This window comes from Bacillus sp. AK128, assembly GCF_053903075.1.
The window spans coordinates 3,467,295-3,483,023 of sequence record NZ_CP096379.1 but is presented as its reverse complement, the minus strand read 5'-3'; the positions used below and the strand labels follow the sequence as shown (position 1 = coordinate 3,483,023).

The window sequence follows — 15,729 nt, the reverse complement described above, 5'->3', positions numbered from 1 at the left end:
ACACACGCTGTCTTTTTTTAATGGCTTTGTTAATGTACAATGTTGACTTTTTAGCAGAGTTGATTGAAGTGGAAGGACGCGAGACTCCTGCGGGAGCAGCGTGACAGGTGAGACCCCACAGGCGTAGCCGAGGAGGCTCACCGCACGCCCCGCGGAAAGCGAGTGTCCTGTAACGAAAATCAACAACAAAGTTTAACAGAGCCTTTTTAATAAAATTGAAAGTACAATTAAGGGGGAAAAATGATGAAAAAACTATTATCTGTACTATTTATTAGTTTACTAGTATTTAGCTTAGCAGCCTGTGGTGGAACAGCAGAAGAAACAGGTGGAAATAATGAAACCGCTTCCAATTATCCAGATAAGCCACTAACAATCGTAGCGCCATCCGGTGCTGGTGGTGGCTGGGATCTAACTGCTCGTGCCCTTGCAAAGGTTTTTGGTGAGACGAAGTTAGTTGATCAAACGATAACAGTTGAAAACCAACCAGGTGGTGGTGGGGCAGTATTCCTAGCAGAATATGCGACTAAGGATACTAAGAACCCATATAAGCTTTTTGTTAGTTCTCCGCCGATTTTAATTAATCATGCGAAAAAAGAAGGAAATAGTCCTTTTGGTTATCAGGATACGACTCCGCTAGCTCAATTAACAACAGACTATGGTGCCATTGTGGTTAATGAAGATTCACCATATCAAGACCTTACCTCCCTTCTAGAAGCAATCAAAGAAGATCCTACAAAGATTACTGCAGCAGGGGGTTCGTCACCAGGGTCAATGGACCATTTAGTAGCTGTTTTACCTGCATTTAAATTTGGAGTGGATCCAAAGCAAGTAAAATATGTTTCATATGACGGTGGGGGAGAAGCGATTGCGGCATTACTTGGTGGAAATGCAGATTTCATCGCGACAGATGCTTCTGCTGTTGGTGAATATTTAAAAGCTGGTAAAGTTCGCGTCCTTGCTGTTAGTTCAACAGAACGTTTAAGTGGTGATTTAGCAGATGTTCCAACATTTAAAGAAGCTGGTGTTGATGCTGATTTCACGATTTGGAGAGGGTTATTTGGACCTAAAGAAATGTCAGAAGCTGAGTTAGCATTCTGGGAAAGCAAGCTTGATGAGCTTTCAACAAACGAAACATGGTTAAAAGAACTTGAGACAAATGGCTGGGCAAGTGAATATAAGAATCCTGCAGAATTTAAGGTCTTCTTAGAAAACCAAGAGAAAGTAATCGTTGACTTATTAACAGCTCTTGGAATGCAGAAGTAGTTCAGAGCGTATGGAGAAGATTCCCTCTTCTCCATACTTTTTACTAGAGGGGGAGTTAGATGAGTAAAACCTTTGATCGTTATACAAGTTTCCTATTTTTAATTATAGGTGCGGGATTTATTTTCGAAAGTAACAAGATATCAGCGAGCTCTTATGGGAGTAATGTAGGCCCAGATATGTTCCCTAAAATTCTAGGGGTTCTATTAGTCTTGCTAAGTTTAAGGCTATTCTATGAAACATTTAAGTACCAAGCAACTAATAGGGGTAGTCAGAAACCTGAGTATCTGAGATTCTTCATGATATTTGGTGCAGCTATTTTGTACACAGCTTTGCTAGAAACACTTGGATATGTAGTGACGACCTTCCTCTTTCTAGTAATCGGCTTTCAGGTGATGCAAAAGGGTGGCTGGGTTAAAACAATCATCATCTCAGCAGCCTTCTCATTCGGTGTATATTATCTATTTGTTGAAGTATTAAAAGGGACTTTACCCGGTTTTCCGATTTGGTTTTAAGCTAGGAGGTGGATGATATGGAGATTTTGCAATTTTTAGGAAGTGGGTTTGCTGTTGCCTTACAATGGCAGAACCTAGTTTTTGCATTTATAGGAGTATTAATTGGAACAGCGGTTGGAGTTTTACCAGGTATTGGACCGATGAGTGGGGTTGCTTTATTGATTCCTGTCACAGCTTCACTTACGGCAGGGCTAGATCCTGAATCTGCAGCAGCTAGTTCTATCATTCTATTAGCGGGTGTGTATTACGGAGCCATGTATGGAGGTTCAACTACATCCATCTTATTAAATACGCCAGGAGAATCATCTTCCGTTGTAACAACTTTGGATGGTTATCAAATGGCAAAGCAGGGCCGGGCAGGAGCTGCACTTTCAATTGCGGCAATTGGATCCTTCGCCGCGGGACTAGTTTCCTTAATAGGTCTGGTGGCTTTAGCAGAACCATTGTCAGATTTGGCATTATCATTTGGTCCTGCAGAGTATTTCTCTTTAATGATTTTAGGATTATGCGCGGTTAGTGGTTTAGCAGGAAAATCTATGACAAAAGCATTAATGATGACAGTCGTGGGTTTACTTCTAGCAACAATTGGAATGGATACAGTTTCAGGTGTCGCTCGTTTTACCTATGATCAGCCGATATTATATTCTGGAATTGAGTTCCTTACGATAGCTGTCGGACTCTTTGCCCTAGGTGAAGTGTTCAAAACGATTTTAGAAAAAGAGTCCGGTGATGGAGAAATAGCCAAGGTAGGTAGAGTCCTTCCTACTAAACAGGATCTAAAAGATAGTTCGGCTCCGATTGTTCGTGGGTCGCTACTTGGTTTCTTTATCGGTATACTACCAGGAGCAGGTGCTACATTAGCATCCTTCTTTTCTTATATTGCTGAAAAGAAGCTTAGTAAAAATCCAAAGAAATTTGGAAAAGGGGCAATTGAAGGGGTAGCAGCACCAGAAGCAGCAAATAATGCCGCATCCGGTGGAGCGATGATTCCGCTTTTAACACTAGGAATTCCTGGGTCCGGAACAACTGCCATCTTGATGGGTGCGTTAATCATGTACAATATCCAGCCAGGTCCTTTATTCTTTACTGATCACCCAAAGGTAGCATGGGGATTAATTGCAAGTATGTTTATTGGGAACCTGATGTTATTAATTTTAAATATGCCATTAGTTAAAGTGTTTGCGAAAATTATTGAAACACCAGCGAAATACTTATTACCAATCATTATCGCTATTTCAATCTTCGGTGTGTATGCTGTTCAATTTACAACCTTTGACTTATTCTTATTACTTTCCTGTGGTGTATTTGGTTACCTGCTAACGAAGAATGATTATCCAGTTGCTCCACTTGTACTAGGATTAGTCCTTGGACCAATGATTGAGAACAACCTAAGAAGAGCATTAACTATCTCAAATGGGGAATTTAGCATTTTCTTTAATAGTCCATTATCACTTGTCTTCCTAATTATTGCAGCACTTTGGATGCTAGTACCATTCCTACTTAAGTTAAGAGGGAAGAGTGTCGTCATAAATGAAGAGGGTTGATGATAAAAAGAGTAGATAGCTTTAGGATCTACTCTTTTTAGTTTGTAAAAGCTTGGGGAAGGATGGTTCAAGGTGGAAGTTTTCATATTAATTGTCACTTATATTATGTTCCCCATCTTCTTTACGGTTGGGGTTGGAGTATTTTTACATAGAAAGTTTAGCTTTGATCTACAAACTCTATCTAAGCTAAACACCTATTTTTTACTACCTGCTGTATGCTTTACTAATATTTATGCTGGAGATATTACCTTTACATTGCTCGGTCAGGTTCTATTCTTTTTAGTAATTAATACATGTCTTTTAGTTGGTGCCAGTGTTTTATTATCAAAAGCTGCTAGATTAAAGGGTGGATATGCTTCGATCTTTAAAAATAGTATGGTGTTAATTAACGCAGGTAACTTTGGGCTTCCTGTAAGTCAGCTTGTCTTTCAAAAAGATCCAATTGGATTATCCATTGCTGTTATTGTATCAGCCTATCAAAATATCGTAACCTTTACATATGGCTTATACAATTCAGCCTCTAAAGAATCAAGTGCAAAAGGGACGTTTCAAGAAATACTTAGACAGCCCATCATCTATTCACTAATCATTGCTATTTTATTTAAATGGTGGAATGTAACCATTCCAGAATTTATTTGGATGCCTATGGAAAGTATTTCAAATGCCTTTTTAGCTATTGCTCTCGTTACGCTAGGAGCTCAGCTTGCCTATTTGAAAATCAAACGGCTTTCTAAAGCTTTATATCTTAGCCTGCTAGGTCGCCTTATTGTCTCTCCCATACTTGCATTTGTATTAATAACACTACTAGGAATTGAAGGAATCACAGCACAAGCTCTTTTAATAGCTAGCTCGTTTCCAACTTCAAGAAACAGCGCTCTTCTTGCGTTGGAATTTAATAACGAACCAGACTTCGCTGCACAGGCTGTACTAGTAACGACAATTCTGAGCAGCATAACCGTTACAATGGTCGTTTCACTTTCAACTGTTTTATATGGATAGACATATTTTAGAATAGCTCTTTTTGTAAAGATTGTAGCTATTAGAAGTGACTTTGTAAAAACATAGAGTTGATTGGAACGGAAGGCAATCGACTCCGGCGGGAGAAGCGGGACAGGTGAGACCCCACAGGCGAAGCCGAGGAGGCTCACCGCCCGCCCCGCGGAAAGCGAGTGCCTGCAGTGGAAATCAACGGACCCAATATTAATTCAATTTTTTGTTAAAAAAACAACCAAAGTAATCGGAAACACTTTAAGAAAAAACAATATATTTCTGACCTAGGTAGTTCGAAAACGTATAAAGGCCAGCACCAAGGAGAATTGCTACGTCAGTTTCTGACAAAAAAGAAGGGACCATGGCTGATACAAATGTGAATGAAACCATCCATTTACTTATGGTATAGGAGCTGAAATAACAAACCAAGATCACCAAGATGAACAACGGGATTCCACGCTGCATAGAAACCGAACTTTTAAAGGTGAAAGTTCGGTTTAATAAAAAGCTAACAGCTGCACCGATTCCGTTTCCGACAAAAGTGGAGGACCAGTAATTCATGCCAAGCTTTATCATCAAAAAAATCATCGATAAACCTACAAGTGTATTAAGGACACCAACAAGTAAAAAACGAACAAAGGAATTAGTTGGTCTCAGATAGCTTAGTAAGGTTAATGGACCTTGATTCATGCTCGTTCCTCTCCGTTTCGATTAGATGCTTTGGAATAGGAAGGTTTAATAAATCAATATCAATAATGTACTTGGGTCTCCGCTTTGTTTCCTTATAGATTTTACCTATATACTCACCGATTAAACCGACTGCAATTAATTGAAGCCCACCAATTAACCAAATTGAAGTAATCAAGGAGGTCCACCCTAATTCTGTATCTCCGAAGAATTTTAAGGATAGAAAATAAATTCCGAATGCCATACTTACTAAAAAAGAAGTAATCCCTAGAAGGAGTACCATCCGAATCGGGGTTACCGAAAAAGATGTAATCCCATCAAATGCAAAGGATAGCATTTTTCGTAACGGATATTTTGTTTCACCTGCTAATCTTTCTTTTCGGTCATAATAGACAGACGTTGACTTAAATCCTATTAATGGGACAATTCCCCTTAAAAATAAATTAACTTCACTGAAATTCTCAAGCTCTTCAATGGCGCGTTTACTCATTAACCGGTAATCAGCATGGTTATAAACGAGTTGGACCCCCAGCTTGTCCATTGCCTTATAAAATCCCTCTGCTGTAGCCCGTTTAAACCAGGTGTCTTTATCGCGCTTATCTCTGACACCATAAACGATTTCATGACCTTCATTAAATTTAAGGATAAACTCACGAATAACAGAGAGATCGTCCTGTAAATCCGCATCAATGGAAATCACACAATCGGAACAATCTTTAGCAGTAAACAGTCCGGCTAAAAGTGCATTTTGATGACCTACGTTACGTGAGAGCTTTAACCCCTTAACAAAGGTCCGATGAATACTTGCCTTAAAGATGATAGACCATGTATGGTCCTTGCTACCATCGTCCACAAACAACACCTTGCTCGTATTAGAAATAAGCTCTTCATTGATCATATCCTTCAATTGATTCTCAAGCTGGTTGATACTCTCCTCTAGCACTGCTTCCTCGTTATAGCAAGGAACAACAATGGTAAGTGATGGTTTATTCACGAAGATCCCTCCTGATGTCTATATCAATTTGTATAAATAAATCTTCCATTCTGCATGCTCGTGATGAAAGGTCCTTTCTAAATGAAGATTATTGTCTACGGCATTTATGATTGGAACCGCCGAAAATATATATTTACCACCCATCTTTTTTAAAGGATCAGTATTGATTTCCAAGTTTTCAAGCTTCTTCTTTGTATGTTTCGAAAACATATAGTGTTTACCAAGCTCGGCTGTGAAAATATAACAACGACCACCCCATTCATCAAAATAGCGTTTAATCGTTTTGTTTTTAGTTAATTCATCTTCAATTACTTCACGAAATTGATATTTATAGGTAAGTGGATAGAAATTATTATACGTATCAAGTGTGTAGAATCCGTTATATTGTGAGACAGCTGGGTGGATTCCAATGGAAGCAACTCGGTACTCTTCAACTGGTAAACCAATATACTCTTTAATATCTGAAAATAACTCCTCCGCGTAAAACTCTTTTACAGAAGGCTTATTCTGATAAATAATTTCGTCATTAAAGGCAGCTAAGACAAGAAGCTGGCAGATGATAAAAAAGGTAACAAGGCCTCTAGAGTTACTTGTATATTTTAGGAGGATTTTTAAACCGAGAGCAAAGCTTACATAAATCACTAAGGGTCGTAAAAAATGGAACCTAGCAAAATTAAAGGTATCCATAAAGTGAAATCTTTCTGTTAATGGTAACCAGCCCTTATAAAACCAAAAGGCATACCAGGTTGAAAGTCCGAAATTTAGAGCAAGTAAATAGAGGAATAGTTTTTCCTGCTTCCATAGCTTCTTTTTGATAATAAGATAGACTCCAAACAATATGACTGGGAGAATAATCAACCCGTGAACGGTCATGACATGAGTATGACCGAGAATAAAATTCTTAAAAGTTAAGCGGATGACCCTCCATAATGACAGTCGGGCATGAAAGTATTCATCTCTTGAATTAGCTTCAGTCGAGAACAAAAACGAATAGACAAGCCGGTATTCAATGAGCAAATAGATGGTTGTCATATAGACAATGGAAAGTAAGAATCTAATATTAAATGTCCTTTTTCGAATGAGATCAACCAGCCATAGGACACCAATCGCGACAAGGAAAAAGAAGAAACCTAGGACGATACTTGAATAGAGAGGTAACAAGGTAAGGGTTAAATAATTTTTCCAGGAATGTTCTCCCTTTCGAATATTTAAGAACGCCCATAAGGCTAACGGCATTCCCAGCGTACTGAGCATACCTGATGGCCAGAAAGGTGTTAAGGCAAACGCTACAGATGTCCCGACGGTAATAAGATTCCATTTAGCATCTGGTAAGAAGTGCCTTTTTAAGAGAAGATACATACCTAAGAAAGCAAATATTCTCGTAATGGCTTGGCTGATGGCATAGGCAAGCATAGTAGGGAAGATTGCGTGTAGCCATACAATTCCACTCCACTCAGTGCCAAATGCATTTCTAGGAAGACCGTTAATAATCTGTGGAATGGTGGAATCGATACTTCCAAACAGCTGTCCACTCTCTTCTAAGACCTTATACCAGGCGAGGTTAGAATCTAAATTGTCATGAACTCGTATATGAGCATTTTCACCTAATAGAAACAAAGGGGATAAATAAAATGCGATGATAAGGAAAGCGAAAATAAGAAGATTTCTCTCCTTGAAAATTCTTTGTTGAAAACTCATAAACTACACCTCAAAATGAAAGTTGTTAATAAGGTTTGTCAAATAAGGGGAAATTATCCATTCTTTAAATAGGATGCTTTCGAGTGTTGTTTAGTAAAAATATTATTTTTATATGAAGAGAATGTTCTGGAACAAAGATCCCTTATTTTGAGGGTAGCCTTAAAAAATTTACCGAAAATAATAGAATCTTTATTAATTTCGACATAATCTACCAAAAAATGAAAAATGCCTATGATATGATACAAAAAAGGTAAATTGTAGAAATTTGTTGGAGGTTGCAGGATGGAGACAAATGTTCAGGTACCAGTTCGTCGTTTTTTTCAGTCTAGGGAATATATTCAAAATGTGTCAAAACAGGAGCAACTTCTTCTAAAGCCGGTATTTTTAAAACTATCTTTATTTGTATGTCTAAGTGTATTATTTTCAGGAACTCTTGGTATGGTGGGATATAACTCTGAAGAAATCTCTAAACTGCTTGCCCAATCACCAGAATCAATTGAGGCCTTACAATTTTTCCATGTACTAGGACTAGGTATACAAGGTTTGCTTACACCAATTTTCTATTTATTATTATCGGTTCTATTAAGCTATTTTCTCTTAAAAGAATTGAAAATCGGGACATTGCTTCACATTCATTTACTTTTTATTTGGTTTATTTTATTGAACCAATTAATAGAACTAGCCGTTTTCTATTTTTTTGGCATTCCTGCCATTTCGTCACCAATTTCATTAGGAATTGTGGCTCAAATTTTGTTGGATCACCCGTTGTTTATTCATTTCTTTAGCCAAATTAATCTTGTTTATATAGGTGGACTCGTGTATCTAGTATCGATTCTTCAAACAGTTTCCACTAAAAAGAAAGCAGAGCTGATTATGGTCGTACTAGTTGTACATTTGATCATTGCCATTGCTAGTGCTGGGATTTCAGTCATAAATATTGAAGCGTTACTGAATGGTTAGGAGGGAAGCAATGAAAAAGTGGATTTGGACGTTATCCATATTACTAGTTCTTTGTATCGTGATGGGAAATCTATATCTCTATCAAACAAATAGGGACAAGGTTTATCATGTTACGAAGATTACATCATTTGATAAGCCGACAGAAGGTGATATGCGAATTTCCTATTTAAAAAAGGGGGTTGTAACCTCTAGCGAAGAAAAAGTTATTACCTATCAACAACAATTAGGTGTACTTGATGAAATCTTAGTGAGCGAAGGTGATCAGGTTCAAGTAGGTACTCCACTTGTTCAATATAGCATAGAAGATTTAAACGTCTTAAAGCTTCAGTTAGAAAGTAAAATAGATCGTTCCGAAGCGGAAAGTTCTAAGCTCCGCAGCGATATTTCTGCATTACGGGCTGTTACTTTTCCAACTGTATTTGAATCCGAATGGGAGGAAGCACAATCAGAGGCCAATGAGACGCTGATTGACAGTCAAATTAGAGAATTAGAATTACAAGAAGAGTTACTTGAAATGGATATAGAGGATTATGAGCTCGAGCTTGAGGCGTTAGCGAATTTAGAGGCCTCTAGAACAACTACAAGTACATCACCTGGTATTGTGACATCGGTCAATGAAAATGGCCATGATGAGCTATTGACCATTGTTACATATCCTTATGTTATTGAGGGAGAGCTATCTGAAAGTGATTTAACAGAAATTGAGGTGGGGCAAAAGGTATATATTCCAAATGGAGAGAAGCCTCTAGTCGGAACAATTAATGAAATATCAGCCTTCCCAGTAAAAGCACCTTCTCTGCATGAGGAAACAAGCTATTTCCCATTTTCGATCACCGTTGCCGAGGAAGAAGGAGCACTTTTATATGGTCATCATATGGAAGTTGACATCGTAAAAACAGAAAGCCTTGATACATTAATCTTACCTAGTCAGGCTGTCAAAGGCACAAAGGATCAAACGGATATTGTTTTTATTTTAGAGCGAGGGAAAGTGAAAAAAATAGAAGTTGAAAAGGGTATCGAAAATGAAGGGAAGGTCGAAATTGTAACAGGTCTAACTGGACAGGAATTAGTGGTAACATCCCCTAAGAAAAATATAAAGGCTGATCTTCCATTTACGATGTCGATGAAGAAGCTTTATGTTGGAGCTTCAGAGCTTAAAAGTGTTGAAAAAAAGGAATGGACCACTACCATTCTAAGAGCAGTGATTTCTAATTAAAAGGCTAAGTTAAAGTACATTCTTGATTTTTAGAAGAGTTGATTGTAGTGAAAGGACGCGAGACTCCTGCGGGAGCAGCGTGACATATGGACAAAGGAATTCGCTTTGTCCTTGGTGAGACCCCGGAAGCGAAGCTGAGGAGGCTCACCGCACGCCCCGCGGAAAGCGAGTGTCCTGGAACGGAAATCAACAACAAACTTTAATAGAGCCAATTTAAAAAACAGGGGAGGAGGAGCTATGAAGCAAATTCTATTACTTCTAGGTCCAACTCTTATGATTTGGATTGGACTACATGTGTTAAAAAGTGTACCCATTACTTTTCTGTTATTTTACGGTTGGCTACTTTTAATTCCTCTTCTTTTTCAAGGTAGGAAAACTTTACGGTGGGGGTTCCGTCTAAAGAAAAGGGATGTACTAGTAGGATTGATTAGTGGAATGGTTTTCTTACTAGCGATTTTAGGTAGTGTAACGATCTTACTGGATTATCTAATAGATGTTCCTGCTTTACAGCAAATACTATTAGATTGGGGATTTACTGGTAATCACGTAATAGGGTTGATTTTCGTTCTTCTATTCATTAATCCAGTACTTGAAGAATGGTATTGGCGGGAATTTATGTATAAGCGTCTCTTATCAAAGGTGGGGATGATCAGTACAGTATTGATTACGGCGGGATGTTACTCCCTGTATCATTTACTTTCAGTTATTCCTATGTTCTCTGCCCCTTTAAATGTAGTATCCGTTTTACCCGTCTTTATAGCGGGAGTAATATGGGCCTACTTTCGGTATCGATTTGGCCATATCGGAGTATCTATTATGAGTCATATATTGGCTGATCTTGGAATTATTTTAGTGTATGTGTTTTATATTGCATAAGGAAAAGCTGCTGAGTAATATCAGCAGCTTTTTCTTTAATGTTCTTTGGTTATCTTTCCGTTCGAATTTTTAAATCTCCAAACTTAATATAGCCTTTTTTCCTCATCCATTCTGATAATACCAAGCTTATAATGGCTGGACCAACAAAATGGAAGAAGAGAATTTTGATAAATACAGCACTGGTGAAGCCCATGACCGATAACGTCATCATAGGTCCGACAAGTCCACTCGTACCCATTCCAGCCCCGGCTGCATTGTTAAGCATTGGGAATAACATCGTTCCAAAAGGTGCTAGCAATGCTCCAGCAATAGTCGGAGGTATGAGAATGAGTGGATTTTTAATAATGTTACCAACTTGTAGCATGGAGGTACCTAAGCCGATAGCAAAGAGTCCACCTACACCGTTTTCACGATAGCTACTAATTGCAAATCCAACCATCTGAGCAGCACAACCAATGGTCGCTGCCCCTGCAGCAACCCCTTCTAAGCCAAGCATTAATGAAATGGCTGCACTTGAAATAGGTGCAGTCAATGCTAATCCCATTAAAACAGCTACAAGAACTCCTAGAATGAGCGGTTGCTGTTTCGTTGACCAGTTAATAAGATCGCCAAAAGATGTCATTAAGTCACCAATAGGAGGTCCTATAAACGTAGCGACACTAAACCCGACTACAATGGTCGTCAAAGGAGTTAAAATGATATCCACTTTGGTTTCATTATGTATAAGTTTTCCACATTCAGTAGAGATTACGGCAGCAATATAGCTTCCTGCAGGACCGCCAAGTGTTGCTCCAGCTGCCCCACTAATAATACTTGCAAAGATGACAAGTGGAGGTGCTCTAAGTCCAAATGCAATGGCTGCCCCTATCGCAGGCCCCATTAATGTCTTCGCTAGGTTCCCCATATCAATTAAGAAGGTTGATAAACCAGGACTAAACGTAAGTTGTTTCCCAATTGTTTCAATAATCAAACCGATTATGAGAGTTGAAAATAACCCTAATGCCATAAAGTTAAGAGCTGTTACAAAATAATCATGAGGTCTCAATGAGACATCCTTTTTCTTTAAAAACGAAATCAATGAGTTCACCACCTTACCAAAATTAAACAAACTTATGATTAGATTATATAGTTATCCCTTCATGACGGCAAATAGGTAATATTTAAGGAGTTAAAAGAGGTGGGGGAGGGTGCAGTAGTTGGTAAATGAGTCATTGAACATGAAACAGAAGAGAAAGAGTCGAGTATATCCTTAAAAATAGTGTTTATCAACGAATTAGTAATGTTTATCAACGATATTTCAGATTTATCAACGAAAACTAGGAGGTTATCGACGAAACAATCAATTTATCGACGAATAACTCTATTTATCAACGAAATTCCTTTATATTCCAATTCTGCGTTTTCCTCCAATCTCATAGTTAGTAAACAGGACAAGGCTGAGGATCATTGTACTATCCAAACTAAAAGCTTTGCCCTTATTATTTATAATCAACCAAATAAAAAAGAGGGAAACCTAAGTCCCTCTCTTCTAAATCTATGATGCGGGAGATTGTTGAAGTAACGTTCTCTCCACCTTAATTTTTTTAATATGATAGCCTTCCATTTCGATAATGTGGAATTCGAAATTATTGACGTTTAGAATATCACCCATTTGTGCATCCATCTTTTCAGTAAGAATCCAACCACCAATGGTGTCTACATCTGAGTCATCGATTTCAAGTCCGAACAGGTTATTCACCTCTTCGACCAGAACTCTTCCATCGATGATTGTTTTATTATTGTCAATTTTGCGAATGTCAGGGGCTTCATCATAGTCAAATTCATCCCTAATTTCCCCTACAATCTCTTCAATGATATCCTCAACAGTTACGAGTCCATCTGTACCACCATATTCATCAATTAGAATGGCCATATGAACACGTTCCTTCTGCATTCTAACTAAAAGTTCATGTAGGGATACGGTTTCAATTACCTGAATAATAGGCCTCATGTATTGAGAAATAATTAATTTCTTACGTTCACCTTTTATATATTCAGTTAAGATTTCTTTCATATTGATCATACCAATGATATGGTCTTTGTCACCATCATAAATCGGATATCTCGTGTAGTTTTCAATGGATGCAACCTGGATACATTCTTCAATTGACATATTTTTTTCAAAGCCAACGATTTCTGTTCGAGGTACCATTATATCCTTTGCGATACGATCATCAAACAAGAAGATATTGTTCATATATTTATATTCAGACTGATTGATTTCACCGCTTTTTAAGCTTTCAGAGAGAATCATTCGAAGTTCCTCTTCAGAATGAGCCATATCATGCTCAGAGGCACGCTTTAAACCAAACATTTTTGTAATTAAGCGTGCAGAACCGTTTAATGTCTTTATAAATGGATACATAACTCTGTAGAAGAAGATTAAAGGTCGTGCGAAAAGTAAGGTAACACTTTCTGCTTTCTGAATAGCTACCGTTTTAGGTGCAAGCTCCCCAACCACTACGTGTAAAAATGTTATAAGTGTGAAAGCAATTGCTATTGATAAAATAGTTGATGCTGAACTAGGGATATTGAGCAGACTAAACAAGGGAGCTAATAGATGTTCCACTGTTTCTTCTCCTAACCAACCTAATCCTAGTGCAGTGACGGTAATACCAAGCTGACAAGCGGACAAATACTCATCAAGGTTAGTAATTACTTTTTTGGCGGCTAATGCATTTTTGTTTCCTTCTGAAACAAGTTGGTCAATTCGTGTACTACGAATTCTGATAATCGCAAACTCTGAAGCAACGAAAAATCCCGTTAACGCAATTAGTAAAGCCACCATCATTAAATTAAATATCTCCAAGCAGTCTCTTTATCAGTAAGAACTGATAAAGATTACACCTCCTGATTATTAGACTATTAGTAATATTTACTTTATTAAAGCTTGATTTATTCTAAAATGTGAAAAGAATGGGTAGAAGTGTAAAACCAGAGGTTCTTAGAAGAGTGTGTATGGGGTCATGAAGCTAATTTGGAATGTATTTAATCATGATTAAACCCTTAATCTATAGGAAGTCTCTGATTTGACACAGATATAATTCTCCTAATCTATAAAACTTCCCAATGAATGTACCTCCTTTAAACGTATTAATTTAAATTTACAATAGAAAATTTATATCGTCAATGAATACAAATTGACAGTAGAATCAACCTGCGTTACGAAACACCCGTGTTATCATGAATGTTTGACGTTATTTTAAGTTATGATAAATTTACAGAAGAAATTACATTTTTATAATAAAGAAATCTTGTGTAAGATGCAGTTTATCAAAGGGGATGATTTAATAATGGCCTGGCTTTATTTAGTAATTGCAGGCATTTTTGAGATTGTGTGGGCAATCGGTCTAAAATATTCTGAAGGTTTTTCACGACTGTATCCGTCCGTTCTTACGATTTTAGGGATGATTGTTAGCTTTTATTTTCTATCTTTATCCTTAAAGACACTTCCAATCGGTACGGCCTACGCAGTTTGGACAGGAATAGGAGCTGTAGGCGCGGTCGTAGTTGGAATGGTTCTATTTAATGAACCAAGACATATGGCAAGGATTATCTTTGTATTATTAATTTTAACAGGAATTGTGGGATTGAAAGTAACCTCAGGAAATCAATAAAAAATCCCAATATGTTAAGGGGAATGTATCTCCTTTGCATATCGGGATGTTGATTCTCCTTATACCGTTAAACTTCCAACTTCTATAGGGGACAAAGCTTTTGTTTCTTCAATGTAAATAAACGCATTATATCGTTTCGACACTTTAGTTGGGACGTAATTCCCCATATGTTCATACTCTGGGTGATAGACCACCCCGATTGCTCGGTGCCCCATTGTGTCTGCGAATTCAGTTTCGTTTTCTCCATTAAATAACAGTAATTTATTCCCGTTATCCGCTTTTTGAAGATAGTATTCCCAGCTTCCTTGAGTGGCTTCTGGAACCCTCATGACTTCAAAGGGAGACCCCCATTTTGTAGCTGCAACCACCGTTCCTTTGTAGCTTCCAAAACCAATGGCATAAATATTGTCTATACCATATTTTTCTCTAGTGAGCTGCCCTACATTAACAAGCCCAGCCCTCGCCATATCGGTTGCTCTCGCATCTCCAATATGTGTATTGTGCTCCCAGACAATCCCCTTTGCACCTTCCTGATAGAAGTTAGTCACATGTTCTAAAGCTTCGACCATATGAGTATCTCTGATGTTCCAAGATTGATTATCATTTGTAATCATTGCTTCATAGTAGTACTCAGCGTTGGCAGTAACCAGGGCGTTTACAACCAAATTTAAGGCTGATTCAGGATCGTCTTCATACCCATTACGTCTAGCCAGCATTGCTTGAAGAAGCTCTGATACTTCCTTTCTGCAATCTTCTCCATATATGGCAGCAGACACACCGTACTGTTCAGCTTTTCGATGAAACGGCTCAAAGCATTCAAATGCCTTTTTAGCTTGTTCAATTTCAGGTGACTCTGTTTTTTCTAAGTAGTGAAGAATTGCCTCCATGGATTCCCATAGACTATAGACATCGAGACCGTAAAATCCTACTTTCACATCTTGGCCTTCATTATATTCCTTAAGCCACTCGACCAATTCAACCACTTCTTCATTCGACCACATCCACGTCGGCCATCTATTAAACGCTTGAAGGGCATCTTTTGCAGATGTATAAGGGGTATCATAGCCTTTAATATATCGATTTACTTCATAGCAAGAAGGCCAATCTCCTTCAACCGCAATAAAGTGAAAACCTTTCTCCTTGATTAACCGCTTAGAAATCTCCGTACGAGCCGTATAATATTCAGATGTGCCGTGAGAGGCTTCACCAAGTAGAACATACTGAACATCACCCACTTCTTGTAGAACAGGAGTCAAATGCTCAGGATTTTCATAAGGAAGTGCATGTCTTTTAATACTGTCGACTATAGTCTTTGTTAAGACCATTTTGATCC

14 protein-coding genes are annotated in these 15,729 nt (G+C 38.0%); 8 read left to right on the top strand and 6 right to left on the bottom strand.

Features of this window, described 5'->3' with window-relative positions:
• Positions 1–240: 240 nt before the first annotated feature.
• From M1D60_RS17455 to M1D60_RS17440, 4 genes are all read left to right on the top strand, one after another.
• A complete protein-coding gene (locus tag M1D60_RS17455; RefSeq protein WP_456276106.1) occupies positions 241–1,263 on the top strand; it encodes a Bug family tripartite tricarboxylate transporter substrate binding protein in 1,023 nt (340 codons plus the stop codon).
• 59 nt (positions 1,264–1,322) lie between these two features.
• The gene (locus M1D60_RS17450; RefSeq protein ID WP_456276105.1) at positions 1,323–1,775 is read left to right on the top strand and encodes a tripartite tricarboxylate transporter TctB family protein; all 453 of its coding nucleotides are present in this window, start codon (positions 1,323–1,325) and stop codon (positions 1,773–1,775) included.
• Positions 1,776–1,792: 17 nt separating this feature from the next.
• Complete coding sequence (locus M1D60_RS17445; protein WP_456276104.1) at positions 1,793–3,319, top strand: tripartite tricarboxylate transporter permease; 1,527 nt, start codon at positions 1,793–1,795, stop codon at positions 3,317–3,319.
• Between the two features lie 72 nt (positions 3,320–3,391).
• Positions 3,392–4,318: an AEC family transporter gene (locus tag M1D60_RS17440; protein WP_456276103.1), complete on the top strand. Its 927-nt coding sequence runs from the start codon at positions 3,392–3,394 to the stop codon at positions 4,316–4,318.
• 249 nt (positions 4,319–4,567) lie between these two features.
• On the opposite strand, the gene M1D60_RS17435 is transcribed toward M1D60_RS17440, so the two are convergent.
• From M1D60_RS17435 to M1D60_RS17425, 3 genes are read right to left on the bottom strand one after another with little or no spacing between them, the layout of a single operon-like run.
• Positions 4,568–4,999: a GtrA family protein gene (locus tag M1D60_RS17435; protein WP_456276102.1), complete on the bottom strand. Its 432-nt coding sequence runs from the start codon at positions 4,997–4,999 to the stop codon at positions 4,568–4,570.
• Positions 4,953–5,990 carry a glycosyltransferase family 2 protein gene (locus M1D60_RS17430; protein ID WP_456276101.1) on the bottom strand — a complete coding sequence of 346 codons (1,038 nt, stop codon included), beginning with the start codon at positions 5,988–5,990 and terminating at the stop codon, positions 4,953–4,955. Before M1D60_RS17430 ends, M1D60_RS17435 begins: the two co-directional genes overlap by 47 nt.
• Positions 5,991–6,008: 18 nt before the next feature.
• Positions 6,009–7,688, bottom strand: a complete 1,680-nt coding sequence (locus M1D60_RS17425; RefSeq protein ID WP_456276100.1) for a DUF6044 family protein — start codon at positions 7,686–7,688, stop codon at positions 6,009–6,011.
• A gap of 282 nt (positions 7,689–7,970) precedes the next feature.
• Between M1D60_RS17425 and M1D60_RS17420 the strand changes: the two genes are divergently transcribed.
• The 3 genes from M1D60_RS17420 to M1D60_RS17410 all read left to right on the top strand — a co-directional run bounded on the left by M1D60_RS17420 (position 7,971) and on the right by M1D60_RS17410 (position 10,740).
• Positions 7,971–8,648 (top strand): hypothetical protein, encoded by a 678-nt coding sequence (locus M1D60_RS17420; RefSeq protein WP_456276099.1) that lies wholly within the window; start codon positions 7,971–7,973, stop codon positions 8,646–8,648.
• Between the two features lie 10 nt (positions 8,649–8,658).
• Complete coding sequence (locus tag M1D60_RS17415; RefSeq protein ID WP_456276098.1) at positions 8,659–9,864, top strand: efflux RND transporter periplasmic adaptor subunit; 1,206 nt, start codon at positions 8,659–8,661, stop codon at positions 9,862–9,864.
• A gap of 237 nt (positions 9,865–10,101) precedes the next feature.
• On the top strand, positions 10,102–10,740 hold the full coding sequence (locus M1D60_RS17410; RefSeq protein WP_456276097.1) for a CPBP family intramembrane glutamic endopeptidase: 639 nt from the start codon (positions 10,102–10,104) through the stop codon (positions 10,738–10,740).
• A gap of 49 nt (positions 10,741–10,789) precedes the next feature.
• Here the strand turns inward: M1D60_RS17410 and M1D60_RS17405 are convergent, their stop codons facing one another.
• Positions 10,790–11,818, bottom strand: coding sequence for a PTS transporter subunit IIC (locus tag M1D60_RS17405; RefSeq protein ID WP_456276096.1), 1,029 nt, complete (start codon positions 11,816–11,818; stop codon positions 10,790–10,792).
• Between the two features lie 456 nt (positions 11,819–12,274).
• Positions 12,275–13,588, bottom strand: a complete 1,314-nt coding sequence (locus tag M1D60_RS17400) for a hemolysin family protein (RefSeq protein ID WP_456276095.1) — start codon at positions 13,586–13,588, stop codon at positions 12,275–12,277.
• Positions 13,589–14,072: 484 nt separating this feature from the next.
• On the opposite strand from M1D60_RS17400, the gene sugE reads away from it, so the two are divergent.
• Complete coding sequence (sugE, locus tag M1D60_RS17395; RefSeq protein WP_456276094.1) at positions 14,073–14,396, top strand: quaternary ammonium compound efflux SMR transporter SugE; 324 nt, start codon at positions 14,073–14,075, stop codon at positions 14,394–14,396.
• A gap of 59 nt (positions 14,397–14,455) precedes the next feature.
• Here the strand turns inward: sugE and M1D60_RS17390 are convergent, their stop codons facing one another.
• Positions 14,456–15,721, bottom strand: a complete 1,266-nt coding sequence (locus M1D60_RS17390) for an erythromycin esterase family protein (RefSeq protein WP_456276093.1) — start codon at positions 15,719–15,721, stop codon at positions 14,456–14,458.
• Positions 15,722–15,729 lie beyond the last annotated feature (8 nt).